The sequence below is a fragment of the Methyloversatilis universalis FAM5 genome (assembly GCF_000214035.2).
GTDB classification, from domain to species: domain Bacteria; phylum Pseudomonadota; class Gammaproteobacteria; order Burkholderiales; family Rhodocyclaceae; genus Methyloversatilis; species Methyloversatilis universalis.
This window is the reverse complement of the sequence record NZ_AFHG01000028.1, coordinates 56950-78644: the sequence shown is the minus strand read 5'-3', so window position 1 is coordinate 78644 and position 21695 is coordinate 56950. Positions and strand designations below refer to the sequence as shown.

General features: G+C 69.5%; 20 protein-coding genes. 10 read left to right on the top strand and 10 right to left on the bottom strand.

Translation table 11 applies throughout. The annotated features are described in order from the left end of the window. Nucleotide 1 precedes the first annotated feature (1 nt). Nucleotides 2–1753 carry a histidine kinase gene (locus METUNV1_RS00505; protein ID WP_008057753.1) on the bottom strand — a complete coding sequence of 584 codons (1752 nt, stop codon included), beginning with the start codon at nt 1751–1753 and terminating at the stop codon, nt 2–4. 242 nt (nt 1754–1995) lie between these two features. On the opposite strand from METUNV1_RS00505, the gene METUNV1_RS00500 reads away from it, so the two are divergent. Next, the gene (locus tag METUNV1_RS00500) at nt 1996–2700 is read left to right on the top strand and encodes a prepilin-type N-terminal cleavage/methylation domain-containing protein (RefSeq protein WP_008057751.1); all 705 of its coding nucleotides are present in this window, start codon (nt 1996–1998) and stop codon (nt 2698–2700) included. Nucleotides 2701–2754: 54 nt separating this feature from the next. On the opposite strand, the gene METUNV1_RS00495 is transcribed toward METUNV1_RS00500, so the two are convergent. Further along, a complete protein-coding gene (locus METUNV1_RS00495; protein WP_008057742.1) occupies nt 2755–4749 on the bottom strand; it encodes a monovalent cation:proton antiporter family protein in 1995 nt (664 codons plus the stop codon). Between the two features lie 180 nt (nt 4750–4929). On the opposite strand from METUNV1_RS00495, the gene METUNV1_RS00490 reads away from it, so the two are divergent. The 6 genes from METUNV1_RS00490 to METUNV1_RS00465 all read left to right on the top strand — a co-directional run bounded on the left by METUNV1_RS00490 (nt 4930) and on the right by METUNV1_RS00465 (nt 9114). Next, the gene (locus METUNV1_RS00490) at nt 4930–5919 is read left to right on the top strand and encodes a KpsF/GutQ family sugar-phosphate isomerase (RefSeq protein WP_008057740.1); all 990 of its coding nucleotides are present in this window, start codon (nt 4930–4932) and stop codon (nt 5917–5919) included. Next, the gene (locus METUNV1_RS00485) at nt 5916–6446 is read left to right on the top strand and encodes a KdsC family phosphatase (protein WP_008057739.1); all 531 of its coding nucleotides are present in this window, start codon (nt 5916–5918) and stop codon (nt 6444–6446) included. The genes METUNV1_RS00490 and METUNV1_RS00485 overlap by 4 nt, the downstream gene beginning before the upstream one ends. Beyond that, nucleotides 6443–7024, top strand: a complete 582-nt coding sequence (gene lptC / locus METUNV1_RS00480) for an LPS export ABC transporter periplasmic protein LptC (RefSeq protein ID WP_008057737.1) — start codon at nt 6443–6445, stop codon at nt 7022–7024. The genes METUNV1_RS00485 and lptC overlap by 4 nt, the downstream gene beginning before the upstream one ends. Continuing rightward, nucleotides 7021–7578, top strand: coding sequence for a lipopolysaccharide transport periplasmic protein LptA (lptA, locus tag METUNV1_RS00475; RefSeq protein WP_008057735.1), 558 nt, complete (start codon nt 7021–7023; stop codon nt 7576–7578). Before lptC ends, lptA begins: the two co-directional genes overlap by 4 nt. A 136-nt stretch (nt 7579–7714) precedes the next feature. Beyond that, nucleotides 7715–7789: a pyrroloquinoline quinone precursor peptide PqqA gene (pqqA, locus tag METUNV1_RS00470; protein WP_008060142.1), complete on the top strand. Its 75-nt coding sequence runs from the start codon at nt 7715–7717 to the stop codon at nt 7787–7789. Between the two features lie 182 nt (nt 7790–7971). Next, nucleotides 7972–9114: a response regulator gene (locus METUNV1_RS00465; protein ID WP_008057733.1), complete on the top strand. Its 1143-nt coding sequence runs from the start codon at nt 7972–7974 to the stop codon at nt 9112–9114. 7 nt (nt 9115–9121) lie between these two features. Here METUNV1_RS00465 and METUNV1_RS00460 read toward each other — a convergent pair whose 3' ends face one another. Continuing rightward, a complete protein-coding gene (locus METUNV1_RS00460) occupies nt 9122–13138 on the bottom strand; it encodes a response regulator (protein ID WP_008057732.1) in 4017 nt (1338 codons plus the stop codon). Between the two features lie 180 nt (nt 13139–13318). Between METUNV1_RS00460 and METUNV1_RS00455 the strand changes: the two genes are divergently transcribed. After that, nucleotides 13319–14188, top strand: a complete 870-nt coding sequence (locus tag METUNV1_RS00455; protein ID WP_008057731.1) for an MBL fold metallo-hydrolase — start codon at nt 13319–13321, stop codon at nt 14186–14188. A 20-nt stretch (nt 14189–14208) separates the two neighbouring features. Continuing rightward, nucleotides 14209–15954, top strand: a complete 1746-nt coding sequence (locus tag METUNV1_RS00450) for a SulP family inorganic anion transporter (protein ID WP_008057729.1) — start codon at nt 14209–14211, stop codon at nt 15952–15954. Here the strand turns inward: METUNV1_RS00450 and METUNV1_RS00445 are convergent. Continuing rightward, entirely contained in the window at nt 15914–16999 is a 1086-nt protein-coding gene (locus METUNV1_RS00445; RefSeq protein WP_008057727.1) for an ankyrin repeat domain-containing protein, read from the bottom strand. The genes METUNV1_RS00450 and METUNV1_RS00445 overlap by 41 nt on opposite strands. A gap of 179 nt (nt 17000–17178) precedes the next feature. On the opposite strand from METUNV1_RS00445, the gene METUNV1_RS00440 reads away from it, so the two are divergent. Next, nucleotides 17179–17703, top strand: coding sequence for an energy transducer TonB (locus METUNV1_RS00440; RefSeq protein ID WP_008057725.1), 525 nt, complete (start codon nt 17179–17181; stop codon nt 17701–17703). Between the two features lie 23 nt (nt 17704–17726). On the opposite strand, the gene METUNV1_RS00435 is transcribed toward METUNV1_RS00440, so the two are convergent. From METUNV1_RS00435 to METUNV1_RS00410, 6 genes are all read right to left on the bottom strand, one after another. After that, a complete protein-coding gene (locus tag METUNV1_RS00435; RefSeq protein ID WP_008057723.1) occupies nt 17727–17897 on the bottom strand; it encodes a DNA gyrase inhibitor YacG in 171 nt (56 codons plus the stop codon). A gap of 26 nt (nt 17898–17923) precedes the next feature. Continuing rightward, the gene (gene zapD, locus METUNV1_RS00430; protein ID WP_008057722.1) at nt 17924–18679 is read right to left on the bottom strand and encodes a cell division protein ZapD; all 756 of its coding nucleotides are present in this window, start codon (nt 18677–18679) and stop codon (nt 17924–17926) included. A 130-nt stretch (nt 18680–18809) separates the two neighbouring features. Beyond that, nucleotides 18810–19421 (bottom strand): dephospho-CoA kinase, encoded by a 612-nt coding sequence (gene coaE, locus METUNV1_RS00425; RefSeq protein WP_008057720.1) that lies wholly within the window; start codon nt 19419–19421, stop codon nt 18810–18812. Then, a complete protein-coding gene (locus METUNV1_RS00420) occupies nt 19418–20095 on the bottom strand; it encodes an SPOR domain-containing protein (protein WP_008057718.1) in 678 nt (225 codons plus the stop codon). Before METUNV1_RS00420 ends, coaE begins: the two co-directional genes overlap by 4 nt. A gap of 44 nt (nt 20096–20139) precedes the next feature. Continuing rightward, complete coding sequence (locus METUNV1_RS00415; RefSeq protein WP_008057716.1) at nt 20140–20853, bottom strand: type III pantothenate kinase; 714 nt, start codon at nt 20851–20853, stop codon at nt 20140–20142. A 1-nt stretch (nt 20854) separates the two neighbouring features. Next, entirely contained in the window at nt 20855–21658 is an 804-nt protein-coding gene (locus tag METUNV1_RS00410) for a biotin--[acetyl-CoA-carboxylase] ligase (RefSeq protein ID WP_008057715.1), read from the bottom strand. Nucleotides 21659–21695: the final 37 nt, after the last annotated feature.

The window sequence follows — 21695 nt, the reverse complement described above, 5'->3', positions numbered from 1 at the left end:
ATCAGTGCTGTGCGTCGCTGCGCCGGGCGCTTGCGGCGGCCGGCACCAGCGCGAAACGCACGCAGCCCACCCGGTTCAGGTCCAGCGCCAGCAGGTAGCCGGCCGCCTCAGCGAGCCGGGCGGACTGGTAGAGGCCCACGCCGAGACCGGTGGCGGAGGCCACCGGTTCGCGCAGCAGACGGGCTTCGAGTTCCGGCGGCACCGGACTGCCGTCGTCCTCGACCGACAGCCGCTCGCCGCCCAGACGCAGCACGATGGCGATGTCCGGCTCGGTCAGCCGCTTCTGCAGCGCGTTCGCGATCAGGTTTTCCGCCACCGCGGTGTACAGCGCGCCGGGCAGCCACTGATCCGGATCGGTCGCACCCTCGACCGCCACGCCCTGGCCGGCGAAGCGGGCGGACATGGCGAGCAGCCATTCGGGCGCCGGCATCCACTCACCGTCGGCCGGCGTCGGCCGGCGCAGCTTGTCCAGCGTCGCTTCCAGCCGTGCGGTGATGACCGGCAGCTGACGGGACAGCAGCGCATTGGCGCGCGCCGCGTCCTCCGGGCCGTCGGCTTCCTGCAGCGCGTAGCACAGGGTGTTCAGCGACTGCAGCAGGTTCTTCACGTCATGAGTCAGTCGGGCACCGGTGTCGTGGATGGCCGACAGATAGCTCAGCCGGCGCAGTTCCTCGGCGCGCAGCCGCGCCTGATAGAACTGACCGAGCAGCTGAACCAGCAGGTTGAAGTGCCACACCAGCCCGCCGGACAGCGGGCGCTCGGTGTACAGCGCCAGCGCCAGCAGCGGATGTTCGAACTCATAGCGCTGGGTGCCGCGCTCGCCGAAGTGGCCTTCGTGCGTCGGGCCGTCACCGCCACGGGTGCGCCATTCGCCCCCGGCCACCAGCGGCAGCGCCAGCAGACGGTTGGCAGCGCGGGCGACGAAATCCTCCGGCCGGCCGTCGCGCTCGGACAGCGCGGCCAGACTTTCCAGCCAGCGCTCGTAGGGCAGCGCGAGCGACAGCACATAGCGGGTGAAGGCCACGCCCAGCCCGCCGAAACCGCCACGCGGATTCCACGCCCAGCTGAGCAGCAGCAGCATGGCGGCCAGCACGCCCAGGGTGCCGAGCAGCGCCCGCAGGTAGTCGACGCCGGACAGCAGCATGGCGGCCAGCGTGCCGAGCGCCAGCACCGCCAGCAGCAGCAGCACGAACAGCCCGGACACGAAATCGAGCACGTCGCGGTCACGGTCGGCGCGTTCGTGGCCGGACACACCCAGCATGACGGTCAGCGCCAGCGGCGACAGCCACAGGCCCAGCGGATCGATGCCCGCCGGCACCGACAGGCCGGGCGGCAGCGCGCGCGGCAGCGCCACGGTGAACAGTGCGGTAATCAGGTAGGCCAGCGCGCCCAGGTAATAGACACGCGGCCCGCGCGAGGTGGAGTAGAACACCTTGCCGCCGATCAGCCCGGCCAGCAGCAGCATCCACAGACTGAGCACGCGCGGCCCGTAGAACACCAGCAGCGCCAGCACCACCACGGCCAGCGCGGCCAGCCCGCGCGCTTCGACGCGGCTCTGGGCACCCACCAGCGGCTGCCACATGAGCAGCAGGCCGACATGGACCAGCAGCAGCACGCGGCCGAAGCTCACGTCTTCGCCCACCCACAGCAGGGCATGCAGGCTGGCCAGCACCGCCAGCAGCAGCCAGGGGCGCACCGCGCTCAGCCAGTTCAGCAGCCGGGTCAGACGGGCTGAGGTGATCGGAACGTTCATGCGGCGCCCCCGACCGGGCGGGCCGCGCTATGCAGATGACCGGATCGTGACAAAGCTGTCGAAAAGCGGTCACACCGGGACGGCGACGCCGGACCCGGTGTCGGCCTATGACCAAGGTCATAGGCCATGACCGCCTCCAGCATGGAAAAAAATCGTTTCCGATTCAGCAAGATGCGCGGCACCGGTCAAAAGCGCCCAAAACCGGCACGGAACATGCAGGTAAAGCGGCAAGGAGACTATTCATGAAATCCACGCAACAAGGCTTCACCCTGGTCGAAATCGCCATCGTATTGGTCATTATCGGTCTGCTGCTCGGCGGCGTGCTCAAGGGCCAGGAACTGATCAACAGTGCCAAGGCGAAAAGTCTGGTGAACGACTTCCGCACCATTTCCACTGCGATCTACGCCTATCAGGACCGCTTCCGCTTCATGCCCGGCGACGATCCTTCGGCCGGCCAGCACGTGGGCGGCAGCAACGCCAGTAGCCCGGACACCGAAGCGCGCGGCAACGGCCGCATCGGCGGCAGCTGGAATTCGACCACCGCCACCGACGAATCCTTTCTGGTGTGGCAGCACCTGCGCATGGCCAATCTGCTGACCGGCACCACCAGCACCAGCGACACCACCAATTACTTTCCGCGCAATGCGGACAACGGCCGCATCGGCATCACCGGCGCGGCACCGATCACGCCGGCCACCGGCTCCGCCACCTCCAACCCGTCGGCCTCGCTGCCGATGACCGGCGCCTTCTTCATCTGTTCGGACGGCATTTCTGCCCGTCTGGCGCGCCAGGTCGATTCGACCATGGACGATGGCGCCACCAATACCGGCAACGTGCGTGCGATGTCGCAGACAGACGGCGCGGGTGCGGCCACCGGCACCGCCGTCGAAATCACACCTGCCCTGGAAGCCGAAGGCCGTCTCTACACGGTCTGCGTCGCGTTCTGATCGACGCCTGACCGCAGGCGGGGCGCACAGCCGCCCCGCCGGTGTTTCCTTCCCTTACCCCCGCTTCAGCAGCCCCGCCTCGCCTTTCAGCAGCCGCGACTCCGCCTTCGCCAGTTCGGCCGGTTCGCCCAGCAGCACCACCACATCGCCGCTTTCGAACGCCAGATCGGAACTGGGCTCCAGCGCCCGGATGCCGCGCCGGCGGATCGCGCTCACCTCGACCCGCACGTCCTCGAAGCGGAATTCGTCGATGCGGTGACCGATGGCCCAGGCGCCGGGCGCCAGCGGGACCGAGTGCAGCCGCTTGTGCTGCGCTTCGCTGACCGCCTCTTCCGCCAGATGCTCGGCGCCGCGATACAGGCCGCGCAGCAGGTGATAGCGGTCACCGCGGAGCTGGCGGATGCGCTTGAGCACCCGGTTCAGCGGCACGCCCAGCAGCACCAGCGCGTGGGTGGCCAGCATCAGCGACGACTCCAGCGATTCCGGCACCACCTCGGTGGCGCCGGCGGTCGACAGCTTGTCGTAGTCGCGCTCGTCGAAGGTCCGCACCACCACCGGCACGTCCGGCCGGAGATCGTTGGCGAGGTGGATCACCCGCATCGCCGCGTCGGTATCGACAAAGGTGACCACCACGATGGACGCGCGCGCGATGCCGGCAGCGATCAGCGTTTCGCGCTTGCCGGCGTCGCCGAACACCACGGTTTCACCGGCCGCCGCCGCCTCGCGCACCCGTTCGGGGTCCAGGTCGAGTGCGATGAAGGTGATGCCCTCGTTCTCCAGGAAACGGCCGAGGTACTGGCCGTTGCGGCCGTAGCCGCACACGATGGCGTGGCTGTCGGTGGCCAGGGTCTGGGCGGCGATCGAGGTGAGCTGCATCGAACGCAGCAGCCATTCGGACGGCACCAGCCGCAGCACGATGCGGTCGGCGTAGTGGGCGATGATGGGCGCGGTCAGCAGCGTGAGCAGCAGCGCGGCCAGCACGATCTGCAGGATGCGGTCCGGAATCAGGTTGGCGGCGTCGGCCAGCGCGATCAGCACGAAGCCGAACTCGCCGCCGGCGCACAGCCAAAGCCCCACCCGCAGCGCATTGCCGGGCGACGATCCGAACAGCCGCGACGCGCCGGCCGCGACCACGAACTTGCCGATCAGGATGAACAGCACGGTCACCAGCACGAAGAACAGGTCGGAAAACACCAGGGCCAGATCCAGCTTCATGCCGATGGTGACGAAGAACAGCCCGAGCAGCACGTCGCGGAAGGGCTTGATGTCCTCTTCCACCTGGTAGCGGTACTGGGTTTCCGAAATGAGCATGCCGGCGAGGAAGGCGCCGAGCGCCAGCGACAGCCCGGCCAGTTCGGTCGCGAACGCCATGCCCAGCGTCACCAGCAGCACGTTGAGCATGAACAGTTCGGGCGACTTGCGCATGGCCACGATGTGGAACCAGCGCTGCATCAGCCGCGGGCCGAGGTAGAGGATGACGGTGAGCGCGACTGTGGCCTTGACCGCCGCCAGCGCCAGCGCCTCCATGCTTTCTTCCGCGCCCAGCGCCAGCACCGGAATGACCACCAGGAAGGGCACCACCGCCAGATCCTGGAACAGCAGCACGCCCACCACCTGCCGGCCGTGGGCGGAATCCAGCTCGAGCCGCTCGACCAGCAGCTTGATCAGCACCGCTGTGGACGACATCGCGATCGCCCCGCCCACCGCGACCGCCCCCTTGAAGCCAAGGCCGAACAGCCAGGCGAAACTGACCACGCCGAGCACGGTGAAGGCGACCTGGGCAGCGCCAAGGCCGAACACCAGCCGCTTCATCGAGAACAGCTTGGGCAGCGAGAACTCCAGCCCGATCGAGAACATCAGGAACACGATGCCGTATTCGGCAAAGTGGCGCGCCTCGTCGGTGTCCGGGATGAAAGCCAGTGCGTGCGGCCCGGCGAGCGCGCCGACCAGCAGGTAACCGAGAATGGGAGGCAGCCCGACGCTGCGGAACAGGCCGACCACCAGCACCGAAGCGGTAAGCAGAAGAAGAACCAGCTCGAGGGCAGACATGGTGGCTTTGGGTTCGGTCCGGCCCCGCATCCCGGAGCGGCCGCCTGTCGGAGCAGGTTGTTATAATCCGGGCCGATCATAACCGATCGCCCCTGCGCCCGTAGTACGGGCGACTGACGGCGCCCGACCATTCCCGCCAGCGCGCACGCTGCCTTTCATCCCGACCTCCCCGCCCCGCGCATGACACACGCCGCCCCGACCGACAGCCCCACCCTGCTTGCCAGCGCCCGCCGCGTGCTCGATATCGAGGCGCGCGCACTCGACACGCTGTCGGCGCGGCTGGGCGAGGAATTCGCCCGCGCGGTGCGCCTCATTCTGGACAGTCCCGGCCGGGTCGTGGTGACCGGGCTGGGCAAGTCCGGCCACATCGCGCGCAAGATCGCGGCCACCATGGCCAGCACCGGCACGCCGGCCTATTTCGTCCATGCGGCCGAAGCGCTGCACGGCGACCTCGGCATGATCCACCGCGACGACGTGGTGATCGCGCTGTCGAATTCGGGTGAAACCGCCGAGCTGCTGGCGGTGGTCCCGCTGGTGCGCCGCCAGGGTGGCAGCACCATCGCGATGACCGGCAAGCCGGCCTCCACGCTGGCCACGCTGGCCGACGTGCATCTGGACGCCGGTGTCGAGTTCGAGGCCTGTTCGCTCAATCTCGCGCCGACCGCCAGCACCACCTGCGCGCTCGCGCTGGGCGACGCGCTGGCCGTGGCGCTGCTGGAGGCGCGCGGCTTCCGCGAAGACGACTTCGCCCGCAGCCACCCGGGCGGCGCGCTCGGCCGCCGCCTGCTCACCCATGTGCGCGACGTGATGCGGCCGCGCGAGGCGGTACCTGCCGTGACCGCCGCCTCCACCGTGACCGAGGCGCTGCTGCAGGTCACCCGTGGCGGCATGGGCATGACCGTGGTGCTCGACGCGAACGGCGCGGTGGCCGGCGTGTTCACCGACGGTGACCTGCGCCGCGCGATCGACCGGCTGGGCGACGTGCGCGCGGTGCCGGTGGCCGACGTGATGAGCCGCCATCCGAAATCGATACCGGCCCACAGGCTGGCCGCCGAGGCGGCCGACCTGATGGAAACCCAGCGCGTCAGCCAGCTGCTGGTGACCGACGAACACGGCGCGCTGGCCGGCGCGCTGACCATGCACGACCTGATGCAGGCCAAGGTGATATGAGCGAAAGCACGGTACTGGAGGCCGCCCGCAGGGTGCGCCTGATGGGATTCGACGTCGACGGCGTGATGACTGACGGCACCATCTGGTTCGGGCCCGAGGGCGATTCGCTCAAGGGCTTCAATACGCTGGACGGCCACGGCCTGAAGATGCTGGCCGGCGCCGGTGTCGAGGTGGTCATCATTTCCGGCCGCTCGTCGCCGGCGGTGCGCCACCGTGCCGCCAACCTCGGCATCACCACCGCGCTGCTCGGCGTCGAGAACAAGCGCGAGGCGATGCGCGAACTGGCCGCAGCCCGCGGGCTGGACATGGACGAATGCGGCTACATGGGCGACGACATCGTCGACCTGCAGGTGCTGCGCGCCTGCGGCTTCTCGGCCGCGCCCGCCAACGGCCACTTCTTCGTGCGCCAGCATGTCGCCTGGGTGGCCGAAGCCGACGGTGGCCGCGGCGCGGTGCGCGAGGTGTGCGAGTACCTGCTCGACGCCCGCGGCGCGCTCGACGACCTGCTGCAGGACTGCCTGCGTTGAACCTTCAGCGTCATGTGCAGCAGGCGCTGCCGCTGCTCATCCTCATCCTGCTGGCCGGCCTGACCGTATGGCTGGAGCGCGCCACGCGCGTGGAAGACAGGCCGTCGTCCGGCAAGCTCAGGCACGACCCGGACGTGATCGTCGACAACTTCACGCTGCGCCGCTTCGACGAGAAGGGCGAAGTGCAGCACACGCTGAACGGCACGCAGCTGCGTCACTTTCCGGACGACGACAGCACCGAGCTGGACGCCCCCAGCCTGGTGTATCGCGGCAAGGTGTCACCGACCCGGATCACGGCCGACCGCGCGCTGCTGACCAAGGACGGCAAGGAAGCCATCCTGCGCGACAATGTGCGGGTGCGGCGCGAAGCCGGCCCGTCCAACCCGGAAATGACGCTGGACACCACGCTGCTCTATGTCTACCCGGATGACGAGATCGCGAAGACCGACCAGCCGGTGAAGATGACCCATGGAAAATCGGTGGCGAACGGCGTCGGCCTGTTCGCCGACCGCGTCAAACAGACCTACGTGCTCGAATCGCGCGTCAAAGCCACCATCGAAAGAAGCCGCCGCCCATGACCCCGCGCACCGCACTGAAGGGCCTCTGCGCCCTGCACCTTCTGGCCGCTGCCGCCCTCCCGCTGCCGGCGCTGGCCGAGCGCGCCGACCGCGAAAAACCGGTCAACCTCGAAGCCGACAAGGTGACGGTCGATGACCGCACGCGCACCCACGTGTTCGAGGGCAATGTGGTGTTCACCCAGGGCACGCTCACGATCAAGGCGAACAAGGTGGTGGTGACCCAGGACGCGACCGGCTACCAGAAGGGCGTGGCCACCGGCGGCGAAGGCGGCCTGGCACGCTTCCGCCAGAAGCGCGAGGGCATCAACGAGTGGATGGAAGGCGAGGCCGAACGCATCGAGCACGACGCCAAGACCGAAATCACCCGCTTCTTCGTGCGTTCGCACGTGAAGAGCGGTGGCGACGAGGTGCGCGGCCAGTACATCGAATACAACTCGCTGACCGAGAACTACACGGTGACCAATTCCTCCGACGCGAAATCGGTGCCGTCGGCCGGCGACCAGTCAAAGCGGGTGCGCGCCATCATCCAGCCCAAGACCGCGCCGAAGGAGTAAGCGGCGCCGGGTCATGATTTTCATGACCCGCTTTTCAGCAGTGGCACGAAGCCGGCAGCGGTCACCCTTCCCATACTTTCATCCAGGCAGCGCAGTCGCGCTGCCCTGTCAGAAACACAACATTCAGGAGAGAGATATGAGCTGGGAAACCCCGAAGGCCACCGACCTGCGTTTCGGCTTCGAAATCACCATGTACGTTGCCAACCGATGAGTCGGCGCGTATGAAAGAAACGGCGGCTTGTCCGCCGTTTTTTTTCGTCCGTTGAAAACTTCGGGGACGGTGCGCGCAGCCGTATGCGGAACGCTTGCTGCACAGCGGCGTCCACGTCGTGGTAAAACATCCCGCACCGGGTGAGGCGCTGCACGCCCCGGTCCTTACCCACAGGAGACCCCGTGCTGAATCAAGCGGAACCCGCCGCGCCGCGGCCCCCGAGGCAGACGGTGCTGGTGGCCGACGACACGCCGGAGAACATCGATCTGCTCAGCGGTCTGCTGCGGCAGGACTACCGGGTCAAGGTGGCCACCAATGGCGAGAAGGCGCTGGCCATCATCAATTCGGACGACCCGCCGGATCTCATCCTGCTCGACGTCATGATGCCGGGCATGAATGGCTACGACGTGTGCCGCCGCATCAAGGCCAACCCGGACCGCCGCGGCATTCCGGTCATCTTCGTCACCGCCATGACTTCGATCGAGGACGAGCGCCTCGGGCTGGAAGTCGGCGCGGTGGACTACATCACCAAGCCGATCAGCCCGCCCATCGTGTGCGCCCGGGTGCGCACGCATCTGGCGCTCTACGACCAGACCCGTGCGCTGGAAGAGCGGGTACGCGAACGCACCGCGGAGCTGCTCGCATCGCGCCAGCAGATCATCCGCCGGCTGGGTCGCGCCGCCGAGTTCCGCGACAACGAAACCGGCAACCACGTGATCCGCATGAGCTACTACGCGCGGCTGATCGGCGAGGCCAGCGGGCTGGAACAGGCGGCCGCAGAACTGCTGTTCAACACCGCGTCCATGCACGACATCGGCAAGATCGGCATTCCGGACGCGGTGCTGCTGAAACCGGGGCCGCTCAGCACCGCGGAATGGGCCGTCATGCGCCGGCACCCGGAAATCGGCGCCGAAATCATCGGCCGGCACGATGACGAGCTGCTGGACACCGCACGCACCATCGCGCTCACCCACCACGAACGTTTCGATGGCAGCGGCTATCCGCACGGGCTGATCGGCGAGGCCATTCCGCTGTTCGGCCGCATCGTGGCCATCGCCGACGTGTTCGACGCGCTGATGAACAAGCGTCCGTACAAGGACGCGATGGCGGTGAAGGACACGCTGCAGGTGATGGCGCGCAGCACCGGTACGCACTTCGATCCACGGCTGGTCGAGGCTTTCCGCCGCGCATTGCCGGACATGCTGCGCATCCACGACACCTATGCCGATACCCACGGCCCGATGACCGATGTCGATATGCCGCCGGAGGCCGCCCGCCCGTCGTCCGGGCCTGCTGCAGAGGCGGCGACCGGCGCGGACGACTGAGGGCGGCTCAGCGCGGCGTGCCGGCGCGCTCGCGCAGCGCTTCCAGCCAGCTGGCGGCGCGTTCGAAGTCGTAGCGCTTGAGCGCCTCGTGCAGCGAGGTGGCCAGCGATTCCAGCGGGGTGCCCGACAGCGTGCGCATCAGGTCCGCAGCCAGCGGTCGCGCTTCGGCGTCGCTGTCCGCGATCAGGCTCTGCAGCAGCGACAGCGGCTCGACCAGGGATGCCCGGTCAGGCGGGTCGCGCTCTTCACCGGCCGGGTCGGCCAGCCAGGCGTGCGCCTGCAGGGCGTCGAGCAGCGCGTTCAGTTCGCGCCCGGTCGCGCCCAGCGCATCGGCCACCTCTGCCGCCGGTGCGGCGGCACTGACCCGATCTTCCAGCCTGGAAGCCATGCGGTGCAGCGCGTCCGCGCCTATGGTGCCGGCCAGACCGCGCAGCGTATGCACCAGCCGGCCCTGCATCGCGGCGTCGTCCATCGCCCGCGCCAGATCGAACTGCTCGACGAAGTCGCGCTGGCTGCGCACGAAACCGCGCAGTACCCGCCGGTAGAGCGGTGTCTTGCCCATGCAGTGCGACAGGCCGGCGGCGGTATCCAGCCCGGGCAGCGGCGGCACCTCCGCGTCGCCGGCCGGTGCGGCCGCGGGCAGCGGCGCCGCACTGCCGCGCGGCTGCAGCCAGCGGGCCAGCGTGGCGAACATCTGCGGCACGTCCAGCGGCTTCGGGATGCAGTCGTTCATGCCGCAGGCGCGCATGCGCTCGCGGTCGGTTTCCAGCACGCTGGCGGTCATCGCGATCACCGGCAGCGCCTCCAGTCCGGGCAGCGCGCGCAGTTCGCGGGTGGCGGTATAGCCGTCCATGACCGGCATCTGGCAGTCCATCAGCACCGCATCGAAGCGGCTGTCGCCGGCCAGCATGTCCAGCGCCTGCCGCCCGTCACCGGCCACCTTCACCTCGATGCCGGCGCGTTCCAGCAGATCCACCGCCAGTTCCTGGTTCAGCTCGTTGTCCTCGACCAGCAGCACCCGGGCGCCGGCCAGCCCGGCGGCGGCCTCCGCACCGTTGTCGGCACCCGGATGGCGGGCGCTGTCCTGACGCCGGCCGTAAGCCTGGGACACGGCATCCAGCAGCGAGGACGGCGTGACCGGCTTGTGCAGCACCGCCTCGAACTGCCGGCCGGCCGACTGGGTGGCGACATCGTCTCGCCCCAGCGCGGTGACCAGGATGAGACGCACGCCGCGGCGCGGCCAGCGGCGGCGTATTTCCTCCGCCAGCTGCACGCCGTCCATGCCGGGCATCTTCCAGTCGATCAGCAGCAGGCCGTAGCGCGCGCCGTCGTGCTCCAGCCTTTCCAGCGCCTCGTCGGCACTGCCGGCGACGTCGGTGTCCAGCCCCATGCCGCGGCACAGCGTGGCCAGTACCTCGCGCGCACCGGCATGGTCATCCACCACCAGCACCCGGGTGCCGCTCGCTTCGCCGGCCAGCGCAGGCCATGACGGGGCGGCGCTCTGCTGCAGGCCGAAACGCGCAGTGAAATGGAAGACCGAACCGCGGCCGGGCGCGCTGTCCACCCAGATGCGCCCGCCCATCAGGTCCACCAGCTGGCGGCAGATGGTGAGGCCCAGACCGGTGCCGCCGTAACGCCGGGTGATCGAGCTGTCGGCCTGGGTAAAGGGCTGGAACAGACGGGCGATCTGCGCCTCGTCCATGCCGATGCCGGAATCGCTGACCGTGAAGTGCAGTTCGACCGTGCTGTCGTCTCTGGACTGCAGCGCCACCGCGATGGTCACGTCGCCCCGCTCGGTGAACTTGATCGCGTTGCTGGCCAGATTGATCAGCACCTGGCCCAGCCGCACCGGATCGCCGACCAGCGCGGTCGGAATGCCGGCTTCGGCGCTGAACAGCAGTTCGAGGTTCTTTTCCTCAGCCTTCACGCCGATCACATCAACCAGGTGATCGATCACCGCATCCAGCCTGAAGTCGATGCGTTCGATCTCCAGCCGGCCGGATTCGATCTTCGACAGGTCGAGGATGTCGTTCAGGATGGCCAGCAGGCCGCGCGCGGCGCGGTGCGCCTTCTCGACATAGTTGCGCTGGCGCGGCGTCATTTCATCGCGCAGGGCCAGATGGGTCATGCCGAGAATGGCGTTCATCGGCGTGCGGATTTCGTGCGACATGTTGGCGAGGAAGCTGGATTTCAGCTGCGCCGCCGCCTCGGCCGCATCGCGCGCCCGCGCCAGCGCCGCCTCCGCCTCCTTGCGCACCGTCACGTCATGCACCAGCAGACAGTAGAGCTGGCGTCCGTCCTGGGTGATCGGGATCACCGCCAGCTCGGCGGTGAAAGGATGGCCGTCGGCGTGCAGGAACTGCCATTCGCGCATCTGCGCCCGGCCCTCCTCGCGCGCCCGTGCCAGCAGCCGCTGCGCGGCCGCCTCGCTGTCCTCGCCACCCGGCTGCTGCGGCGGCGACATCGGCGCCAGCCACGGGCGACAAGAGTGCAGCGCCTGTTCCGACACCGCGCCGAACAGCTGCAGCGTGGCCGGATTGCAGCTTTCGATGCCGGCATCGCCGCTGACGAACAGATAACTGTCGAAGGAATGCTCGAACAGCGCGCGGAACTTGGCGTCGTTCAGCTTGCGTTCGGTGATGTCCAGCCAGTAGCCGTTGTACAGCGTGCCGCCCGCGCCGTCCGGCATCGGCGCACTGTCCAGCCGGAACCAGCGCGGGCCGCCCGGGGTGTCGATGCGCACTTCACGGAAGCCGACCGGCGGCTTGTCCTCGGCCAGTCCGGACGCCCGCCAGGCGAGCGAAGGCGCGCGCTCCAGTTCCGCCACCGAACGGCCGAACAACTGCTCGGCGCCGTGCGCAATGAAGGCGAAGCGGCCGGCCCGGCCCAGCGGCTGGTGATAGCGGAACACGGTCAGCGGCAAGGCGTTGGCCAGATCCAGCAGTTCTCCGCGGGCGCGCCGGATGTCCAGCCCCTGGCGTTCACGCCGCTGCCACAGCGCCAGCAGCGCGATGCCGAGCAGTGCGAACACCACGCCACCGCTCACGTGACGCTGCCAGAGGGCGGTTTCGTCACGCAGCGGCAGCAGCACCCACACCGTGTAGGGCGCGCCATCCATCGGCCGTCCGATCACCATGTGGCGCAGACCGTCGATCACCTGGAAGTGCAGCACGCTGCCGTCGGCAAGCGCCTCTTCGCTGCCCTGCCAGGTCAGGACGGGCGGCACCGCCTTGTAGGTTTCGCGCAGCGTGTCGTCGCTGACCGGTGCGCCGATGGCCGGGGTGAAGCGCCTGAGCACGACCCCGGCCGGTGATCCCAGCACCACCACGCCATTGCTGTCGGTCACCAGCGCAACCTGGTCATAGCCGCCGAACAGATGCTTCATCGATTCGGCTTCCTGCTTGATGGTGATCACGCCCGGCAGGCGGCCGGTCACGTCGACCCGGCCGGCGAAGAAGAAGCCGGGCCGGTTGCTCACCCGCCCCATCAGGTACTGCTGCGCAGCGCCGGTCTCCACCGCCTGCCGGACATAGGCGCGGTCAGAAAAGTCGGTGCCGAGCACGGCGCTGTCCAGATGGAAGCTGCTGTCGGCGATCGCGATGCCGTTCTCGTCCAGCAGGAAGATGAGGGACACGCTGAAATCGTGCGCCATCGCATTGAGCAGACTGCTCATGCCCAGCACTTCGCGACGGGTGAGCATCTGCGCCTTGCGCGCCTCGCCGGGCGGTGTGCGCTGTACGTCCGGATCGCCGGCGCGGTGCATCAGGTAGTCCTGCAGCGTGACCTGACGGGCCAGCGCCACCGGCAGCGCCGCCAGCTGACGGAAGGTGGTGCTCAGGGTTTCGTTGAGGCTGCCCAGGCGCAGCGCGGTGCGCGCACGCATGTCCTCGAGATAGTCGTTGTGCGCGACGTGCAGCGACCCGCCGGTGACCAGCGCACAGATCAGCAGCCAGCCGAGCAGCAGGGCGGCAAAGCGTCTGCGCAGGCGGACAAGGTCTTCTTCGAGTGAAGGCGGAACGGACATCGTGTCGTATATCGGCTGCCGGCCGGGCCGGCAGCGCGCTTCTCGGGCAGGATCAGGGCCATGGCGCACCGCAAGGTGCCTTCGGTGACGCAGGTTACCGAAGACCGGGCGCTCTCGGCTCACTATAACGGTCCTGAGCTTCCGATCTTGATCCGGACCGGCCTCACCCGGACATCGAACATGACCCCCAACGCCCCGCACATCGAATCCTTCTTCGACCCGGCCACCAGCACGGTGAGCCATCTGGTACTGGACCCGGACAGCCGCGCCTGCGCGGTGATCGACAGCGTGCTGGATTTCGATCCGAAATCCGGCCGCACATCGACCGCCTCGGCCGAGCGCATCGCGGCGCGCATCCGCGCGCTCGATGCCCGGGTCGAGTGGATACTGGAAACCCACGTCCATGCCGACCACCTGTCGGCCGCGCCCTGGCTGCAGCAGCAGTTCGGTGGCCGGCTGGGCATAGGCGAGCACATCGCCGCCGTGCAGGCGGTATTCGGCCGGCTGTTCAATGCCGGCAGCGATTTCGCGCGCGACGGCAGCCAGTTCGACCACCTGTTCCGCGACGGCGAGCGCTTCACCATCGGCAGCCTGCAGGCCGAGGCACTGCACACGCCCGGCCACACGCCGGCCTGCATGAGCTACCGCATCGGCGACGCGGTGTTCGTCGGTGACACGCTGTTCATGCCGGACTACGGCAGCGCCCGCTGCGACTTCCCGGGTGGCGACGCGCGCACGCTGTACCGCTCGGTGCAGCGCCTGCTCGCGCTGCCGCCGGATACCCGTCTGCTGCTGTGCCACGACTATTCGCCCGGCGGCCGCGAGCCGTGCTGGGAAACCACGGTGGGCGACCAGCGTGCGCACAACATCCATGTGCACGAAGGCGTATCGGAAGAGGATTTCGTCGCCATGCGCACCGCGCGCGACGCCACGCTGGACACGCCGGTGCTCATGCTGCCGTCGGTTCAGGTCAATATGCGCGCCGGCCATCTGCCGCCAGCCGAAGACAATGGCGTGCGCTACCTCAAGATTCCGCTCGATGCCCTCTGAACGACACCGATTCTGACCCGATGCTGACCGGCTCCACCTCACGCCTCGCCCGCTGGCTGCCGCTGCTGGCCTGGGCCCCGCGCTACGACCGCAACGCGCTGTCGGCCGACCTGCTGGCGGCCGCCATCGTCACGCTGATGCTGATTCCGCAGAGCCTGGCCTACGCCCAGCTCGCCGGGCTGCCGCCCCAGGTCGGGCTTTACGCGAGCATCGCGCCGCTGTGCGCCTATGCGCTGTTCGGCAGCAGCCATGCGCTGTCGGTCGGTCCGGTGGCCATCGTGTCGCTGATGACCGCGGCGGCGGTCGGCAGCCTGGGCCTGGTCGACCCGGCGCTGCGGCTGCAGGCGGCGCTGACGCTGGCTTTCCTGTCCGGTTTGATGCTGGTACTGATGGGCGCGCTGCGCCTCGGATTCCTGGCCAGCTTCCTGAGCCATCCGGTGGTGTCCGGCTTCGTCACCGCCTCATCGCTGCTGATCGCGCTGAGCCAGGTGAAGCACCTGCTGGGCATCGCCGGCGGCGGCGACACCCTGCCCGCGCTGCTGGGCAGTCTGGCCGCACACATTACCGACATCCACGGTCCCACCGCCGCGCTCGGACTGGGCGTGACCGTGCTGCTCCTGCTCGCGCGCAGACGGCTGCGTCCGCTGCTGATGCGCGCCGGACTGTCGCCGCGTACGGCCGACATCTGGACCCGCGCCGCGCCGGTGCTGGCGGTGCTCGCCAGCACGCTGCTGAGCTGGGCGGCCGGACTGGAAGCGGCCGGCGTACGTACCGTGGGCCTGATTCCGGCCGGCCTGCCGCCGCTCACGCTGCCGTCGGCCGACCCGGATCTGCTCGCCCGGCTGGCGCTGCCGGCGCTGCTGATCAGCGTGATCGGCTTCGTCGAATCGGTGTCGGTGGCGCAGACCTTCGCAGCCAAGCGGCGGCTGCGCATCGAGCCGGACCGCGAACTGGTCGGGCTGGGCGCAGCCAATGTGGCCGCAGCGGTGACCGGCGGCTATCCGGTGACCGGCGGTTTCGCCCGTTCGGTGGTCAATTTCGAGGCCGGCGCGGCGACGCCGGCGGCCGGCGCCTACACCGCGGCCGGCATCGCGCTGGCCACGCTCACGCTCACGCCGCTGCTGCGCCATCTGCCGCAGGCCACGCTGGCCGCCACCATCGTGGTCGCGGTCAGTTCGCTGATCGACACCACCACGCTGAGACGCACCTGGCGCAGCTCACCGGCGGACTGTGCGGCGCTGGTCACCACGCTTGCGGTGACGCTGTTCGCCGGGGTCGAGAGCGGCGTAGGTGCCGGCGTGGCGCTGTCGCTGCTCACGCTGCTGTGGCACGCCAGCCGGCCACACATGGCGGTGGTCGGCCGGGTGCCGGGCACCGAGCACTACCGCAATGTCGAACGGCACGCGGTGGACACCGACCCGTCGCTGATCGGGCTGCGCGTAGACGAAGGCCTGAACTTCATGAACGCCCGCCAGGTGGAAGACCGCATCCTGGCGCTGGTGGCCGCGCAGCCGGCGGTCCGTCACGTGGTGCTGCTGTGCTCGGCGGTCAATGACATCGACGCCAGCGCGCTGGAAATGCTGGAAAGCGTGGCGCACCGGCTGGCCGACATGGGCGTACTGCTGCACCTGTCGGAAGTGAAGGGACCGGTGATGGACAGGCTGGAGCGCACCGACCTGCTGGCCCATCTGGGCGGCCGGGTGTTCCTGTCACATCACGCGGCGGTCACTGCCCTGACGGCCGCATCCGATCCACCGCGGCCCTGAAGCGACGGCGCAGCTCTTCGGTCGGCTGACCCTTGGCCTGCGCCTCCTGCAGGGCGCGCAGGATGTCGATCGCACCCGCGTCGGCGGCCAGGGTCTGGGCGGCCGGCGTGGCGCCACCGGCCACCAGTTCGGCGCGTTCGCCACCGGCCTTGCTGCCGCGCTTCGCGGAAATGACCAGCGCCGACGGCGCGGCCTTCACCGTCTGCTTCGCCGACGCCTTGCGGTGTGACTCGACCGCCGCCATGAACTGGCGGCGCAGCGCCTCGGTCGGCTTGCCCTGGGCTTCGGCCTGGCGCAGCTTCTTCAGCAGTTCGCTCACCTCCGGCGGCGCCGGGATGGAGGCCTGCGGCGGTGGCGGCGCGGGCTGGGCCGGCAGCGCCGGCGCGCTGACCGCTTCCGCCACGTTTTCCGGCGGCGCCACCAGCGTGGCCATCTTCAGCCGGTTGTAGCGCAGCGCCCAGGCCAGTGCGTTCTCGCCGCGGTCGGACACCGCAGTGGTGCTGGCACCGGCATCGACCAGCGTTTTCGCGATGCCTTCGTGCCCCTCACGCACCGCCATCATCAGTGGCGTCGCCAGATTGGGCGCGCGCGCGTCGATCTTCGCGCCGCGCGCGACCAGCAGATCGACGATGCGTGGCTTGCCGGCGAAAGCCGCGTAGTGCAGCGCGCTCCAGGTCCGGTCCGGCGGGTCCAGCGACGCGCCCTGTTCAATCAGCCACTCGACCGCCTTCTGGTGTCCTTTCCAGGCAGCGAGCGCGATCGCCTGTTCGCCGATCCGGCTCACGTAATTGATATTGGCGCCGCGCTCGATGAACAGCTGCATCAGCGGGATATTGCCTTCGGCGGCGGCGATCATCAGGCCGCTGCCGGTCACGTCGGCCTCGAAATCGGGCGGCATGCCCTCGTCCAGCCAGCGGCGGGCGGAGCGGATGTCGCCCAGTTCGATCGCGCGGCCGAAGCCGGCGGGGTCAGGCAGTTCGGCCTGGGCCGAACTCAGGAAGAAAGCGGCGCTGACAGCGAGCAGCGCGCGTGCTGCGGAATTCAAATGCAGGATCCTCTGGAGCGTGGTTGAGTGCGGCGTCCGGCTGCACGGCCGGACGCGAGCAGCAGGGTACAGCGCGGGGCGCAGCATGCCGCATCATCGTTACCGGACACTTCGCGGGCGCCGTCCGGCGCGGCGACTGCGGCACAATGCGCGCAAGTGTACCCACCCCGCCTTACGGTTTGTCCCGCCTGAAACTTCCTTTCGCACTTGCGCTGTCCGCCCTGCTGCACGCCCTGCTGATGTTCTGGCCCGCACCGGTCGACCAGGCCGCCCCGGCACGCCCGGCACTGCAGGCCCGACTGCAGCCGCCGCAGCCGGTACCGGCACCGGAAGAAGCCGAGGCCTCGCCGCTGCTGAAGGACACCCGCGCCGAACAGCCGGTGGACGCGCCGCCCGCCCCGGCCGCAGTACAGGCTGCCCGCCCCTCGCCCGCCGCCAGCGCGCGGGCACGCGAACGCGCACAGCGTCAGCTGAACCGTCATGTGTTCTACCCGCAGGAGGCGGTAGACCGCGGTCTGGAAGGCGAGGTGAAACTGCGTCTGCTGCTCGACGAGCGCGGGCGGGTGATCGAGGCGGCGGTGCTGGCCGGCAGCGGTCACCCGCTGCTGGACCGCGCGGCGCTGGACGCCGCGCGCCAGATCGGCCGCGTGGACGCCGGCGGCGCGCGCGAACTGCTGCTGCCGGTGGTGTTCAGGCTGGAGTAGCCGTCCGCGGGCAGCCGGCGGCTTCAGATGGTTTCGTCGTCCTGCGGCCGTTCCGGCGTAGCGTCGGGCACGCGGTATTCCTCGTTCGCCCAGGCGCCGAAATCCACCTGCTTGCAGCGCGGACTGCAGAACGGACGCGAGGGGTTGGCGGGCGCGTAAAGCGCGGGCTGTCCGCAGCGCGGACAGGCGACCATGCGCCCTTCCGGATTCTTCGGGGTGCTCACAGATTGCAGAAGGTCAGTTCGAAGGCGACGTCAGCGTCGGCCACGCGCGGCCGGGCGTGACCGCCGGGGGCGATGAAGCGGATGTTGAGCGCGTACTTGTTGGCGCTGATCTCGGGCGTGAACGGTTCGTTCTGTTCGACCCGCAGACGCAGCATCTGCGCCGACTTGCCGCCCATCATCATCTGGAAGGCGCCGTTGCCGGCGATCTGCCGGTCCGGCCGGCCGCTGGCGCGCAGCAGGCGCAGCACGATGGTCAGGCCATCGCGTATCGGCAGCATCGGGTTGAGCCAGCCGGCCAGATCGGCCTGACGGGCCGACGCGTCGCGGTGACGCCAGTAGTGATAGGACGGCAGATCGAATTCGCACAGTCCGCCAGGGATGGCGGCGCGGCTCTTGATGCTCATGAGCCACTCGTTCTCGCGCAGGTACTGGCCGATCTTGCCGGCCATGGCCAGCAGCGCGGCGCTCGCCTGTTCGATTTCGTACAGCGCGCCGGACAGCGCCTCTTCGGAAATGTCCGGGTTGTTGCGGAAGGTCATCAGCGTCTGGCGCTGGCGCTCCAGTTCCTGCACCAGATCGACCTTGAGGTCGGCGCGCGACGCTACTTCCAGAATCTCGAACAGACTCACCAGCGCGACATGATGTTCGTGCGCGCCGTCGCTGCGCATGAAGTGCTGGGTACGCTCGAACAGGTCCTCCAGGCGCAGCAGGGTGCGGATGCGCTCGTTCAGAGGATATTCGTACGTGATCACAGAGGCTTGTCCGATGACAGTTCAAGCAAATTCTGACGATTTTGACCGAAAAGCCTCCCCGTCACAACGCGTTTCCGGAGATTCGGGCGGAGATTCCGCGTATGCAAGCCGTGTGAATACGGCCCACACCTCATGCGGGGCGGGCCGAGGCCAGTCCCAGGTAGTGCCGGTGCAGCGCATCGACCCGCTCATTCAGGGCCTGCAGGCCGCCGGTGTTGTCGATCACGTCGTCGGCCGCCGCCAGCCGCTGCGCGCGCGTGGCCTGGGCGGCGATGATGCGGTCCACCTCGTCCGCCGCCAGCCCGCTGCGCGCCATCACCCGGGCGCGCTGCACCTCGGGCGGACAGTCGACCACCAGCACCCGGTCGCAGCGCTGCGACCAGTCGCCGGACTCGATCAGCAGCGGCACCGCCAGCACGACGTAGGGCGCATCGCCGGCGTCGACCTGCCGCCTCGATTCGGCCCGGATGAGCGGATGCAGGATGGCTTCGAGCCGGCTGCGTTCGGCCGGGTCAGCAAACACCCGGGCACGCATGCGCGCGCGGTCGAGCGCACCGTCGGCGGTGGCAATGTCGTCGCCGAACGCGGCGCGCAACGCCGGCATCGCCGCGCCGCCGGCCGCGGTCAGCGCGTGCGCGATGGCGTCGGTGTCGACCAGCCGGGCGCCGCGCGCGACGAACAGATCGGCCACCGTGCTCTTGCCGCTGCCGATGCCGCCGGTCAGGCCGACCACGAAGGTCACGGGCAGTCCGCCGCGTCCACGCCGTCCGGCACGCCGCCCGCATCGGCCACGACCGCCTCGACATCGGCCGCCGCACCGCGCAGTTCGACGCGCAGTCGCGTCGCCTTCGCCTCGCGCTCGACGATGCGGGCGCTGCGCACGCCCTGCCCGGACAGCCGGGACAGCAGTTCGCGCGCCGACGCTTCGGTCTTGAACAGGCCCAGCGATATCGCGAACTTCTGGCCGTCGGCGTCCGGCATCAGCGCCATTTCGCGCACGCCGAGCGCCTTCAGTTCGGCCTGCTTGCGCTCCGCGAGCGGACGGGTCTGCAGATCCGGGATGTGCACCCACCAGGACGAGCTGCCCGGCTGTTCGCTCTCGCTCAGCTGTACCGGCGGCTGCCGGTCGCGGGCACGCGCGGCCAGCGCATCCGCCTGTTCGCGGGTCAGCCCGGTGAGCATGCGGCAGGCCGGCGCCTGCGGATCACGTTCATCTTCAGCGGCGACCGCTTCGGTGGTCCGCGCAGGCGCTGTGGCTGCCGCACCGTCCTCCGGCACGATGCGCAGGCGCTCAGGTTCGATCTGGCTGGTCAGGCGGAACGGCTCGGTCTGGCCGCCACCGAAGTGAACCAGGCCGGCGGTGAGCGGCCAGAGCGCGATATTGAGCAGCAGCAGGAGCAGGAAGACGAGACGCATGGGAAGTCAGCGGGCAGCGGATGCGGCGGTGCGGCAGTGATCCGTCATTTCAACACATCCGCCGCGAGCCGGGCCAGACCGCGCAGCACCAGATTGTCGGCACGGCGGAATTCACCTTCGATGTGCGGCGCCAGCGCATCGGCGCCACCGCCGCTCAGCAGCAGCGTGGCGCCGAAGCCCAGCCGGTCGCGCACCCGGCCGATCAGCGCGGCCTGGGCGCCGGCGCAGCCGTTCAGGATGGCGTCGTCGGTGTTGCGCGGCCAGTCCGACGGCGCACCCTGCGCGTGCGGCAGGTCGGCGGTGTTACGGGCCAACGACTCCAGCATGAGGTGCAGGCCGGGCAGGATGTAGCCGCCGAGAAAGCGGTCGGCGGCGTCCAGCGCATCCACCGTGGTGGCGGTGCCGGCGGTGGCGACCACCAGCGGGCCGGCCGCCAGCGTGCGAGCCCCGATCAGCGCCACCCAGCGGTCGGCGCCGAGCTGGGCCGGCCGTTCGTACAGATTGGTCAGTCCGGCCGCCTGATCGCCGGCGCGGATGCGGTGCACCGTGCAGCCGGCCGGCAGCGCCGCCCGCAGCGCCGCGTCGACCGCATCACCCGCCACGCAGGTGTAGAGCACGGCGCGGGCGCCGCGCCAGGCGGACGCCAGCGGCGCGCCATCGAGAGCCGCCACATCGATGCCGGCTTCGTCGCCCGGACGGCCGTCGCGCAGCCAGGCCCACTTGAGCCGGCTGTTGCCGGCATCGATCAGCAGCACCATGTCAGGACGCCTGCACCGCGCGCAGCGACACGTCGCCGGCCAGCACCCGTTCGATGCGGTCGCCGCAGTCCAGCCGCAGCGCGCCGTCGTGATCGACGCCCAGGCAGGTGCCGGACAGCGTGTGCAGGTCGCCCTGCACCTCGACCGGCAGGCCGGCGTGCAGGTTGAGCGCGTTCCAGCGATCGGCAAAAGCGGCGAAGCCCTGCGTCTCGAACCGGGTGAGCGCGGTCGCCAGCGCATCCAGCAGTGTGGCGGCGACGCGCAGCCAGTCTTCGCGCGGCGGCGTGGTGTCGAACAGCGCGACCGGCACATGGGTGTAGCGGCCAGCCGGCGGCGGCGCCAGATTCAGGCCGACGCCGATCACCGCGTCGGTGTGGGCGGCCGAGGACGACAGTTCGATCAGCACGCCGCCGAGCTTGCCGGCGCCGTGCCCGGCGTCGCGCATCAGGTCGTTCGGCCATTTCAGCGCCAGTCCGCCCACCCCCAGCCGTGACAGCGCCTCGGCCAGCGCGACGCCGACCGCGAGGCTGAGGCCGGACAGCCGGTCGGCACGCAGTGCGAAGCGCCAGCTCAGCGAAAAGGTGAGGCTGTCGCCCGGACGGGCGGCCCACTCGCGGCCGCGGCGGCCGCGACCGGCGGTCTGTTCCAGCGCGAACAGCGCGCGCGGCTGGCCGTCGCGCCATTCGAGCAGATCGGAATTCGTGCTGCCGGTGTGTGCCACCACATCGATGCCGGCGGCGGCGGGCAGCGCGGGCGCGCGGGCGCGCAGCGCCTGCGCGAGCAGAAGGAGGTCGTCGGCGGTCATGCGCGGATTGTAGCCGCGCCGCCGCCCGCGCCGGGCG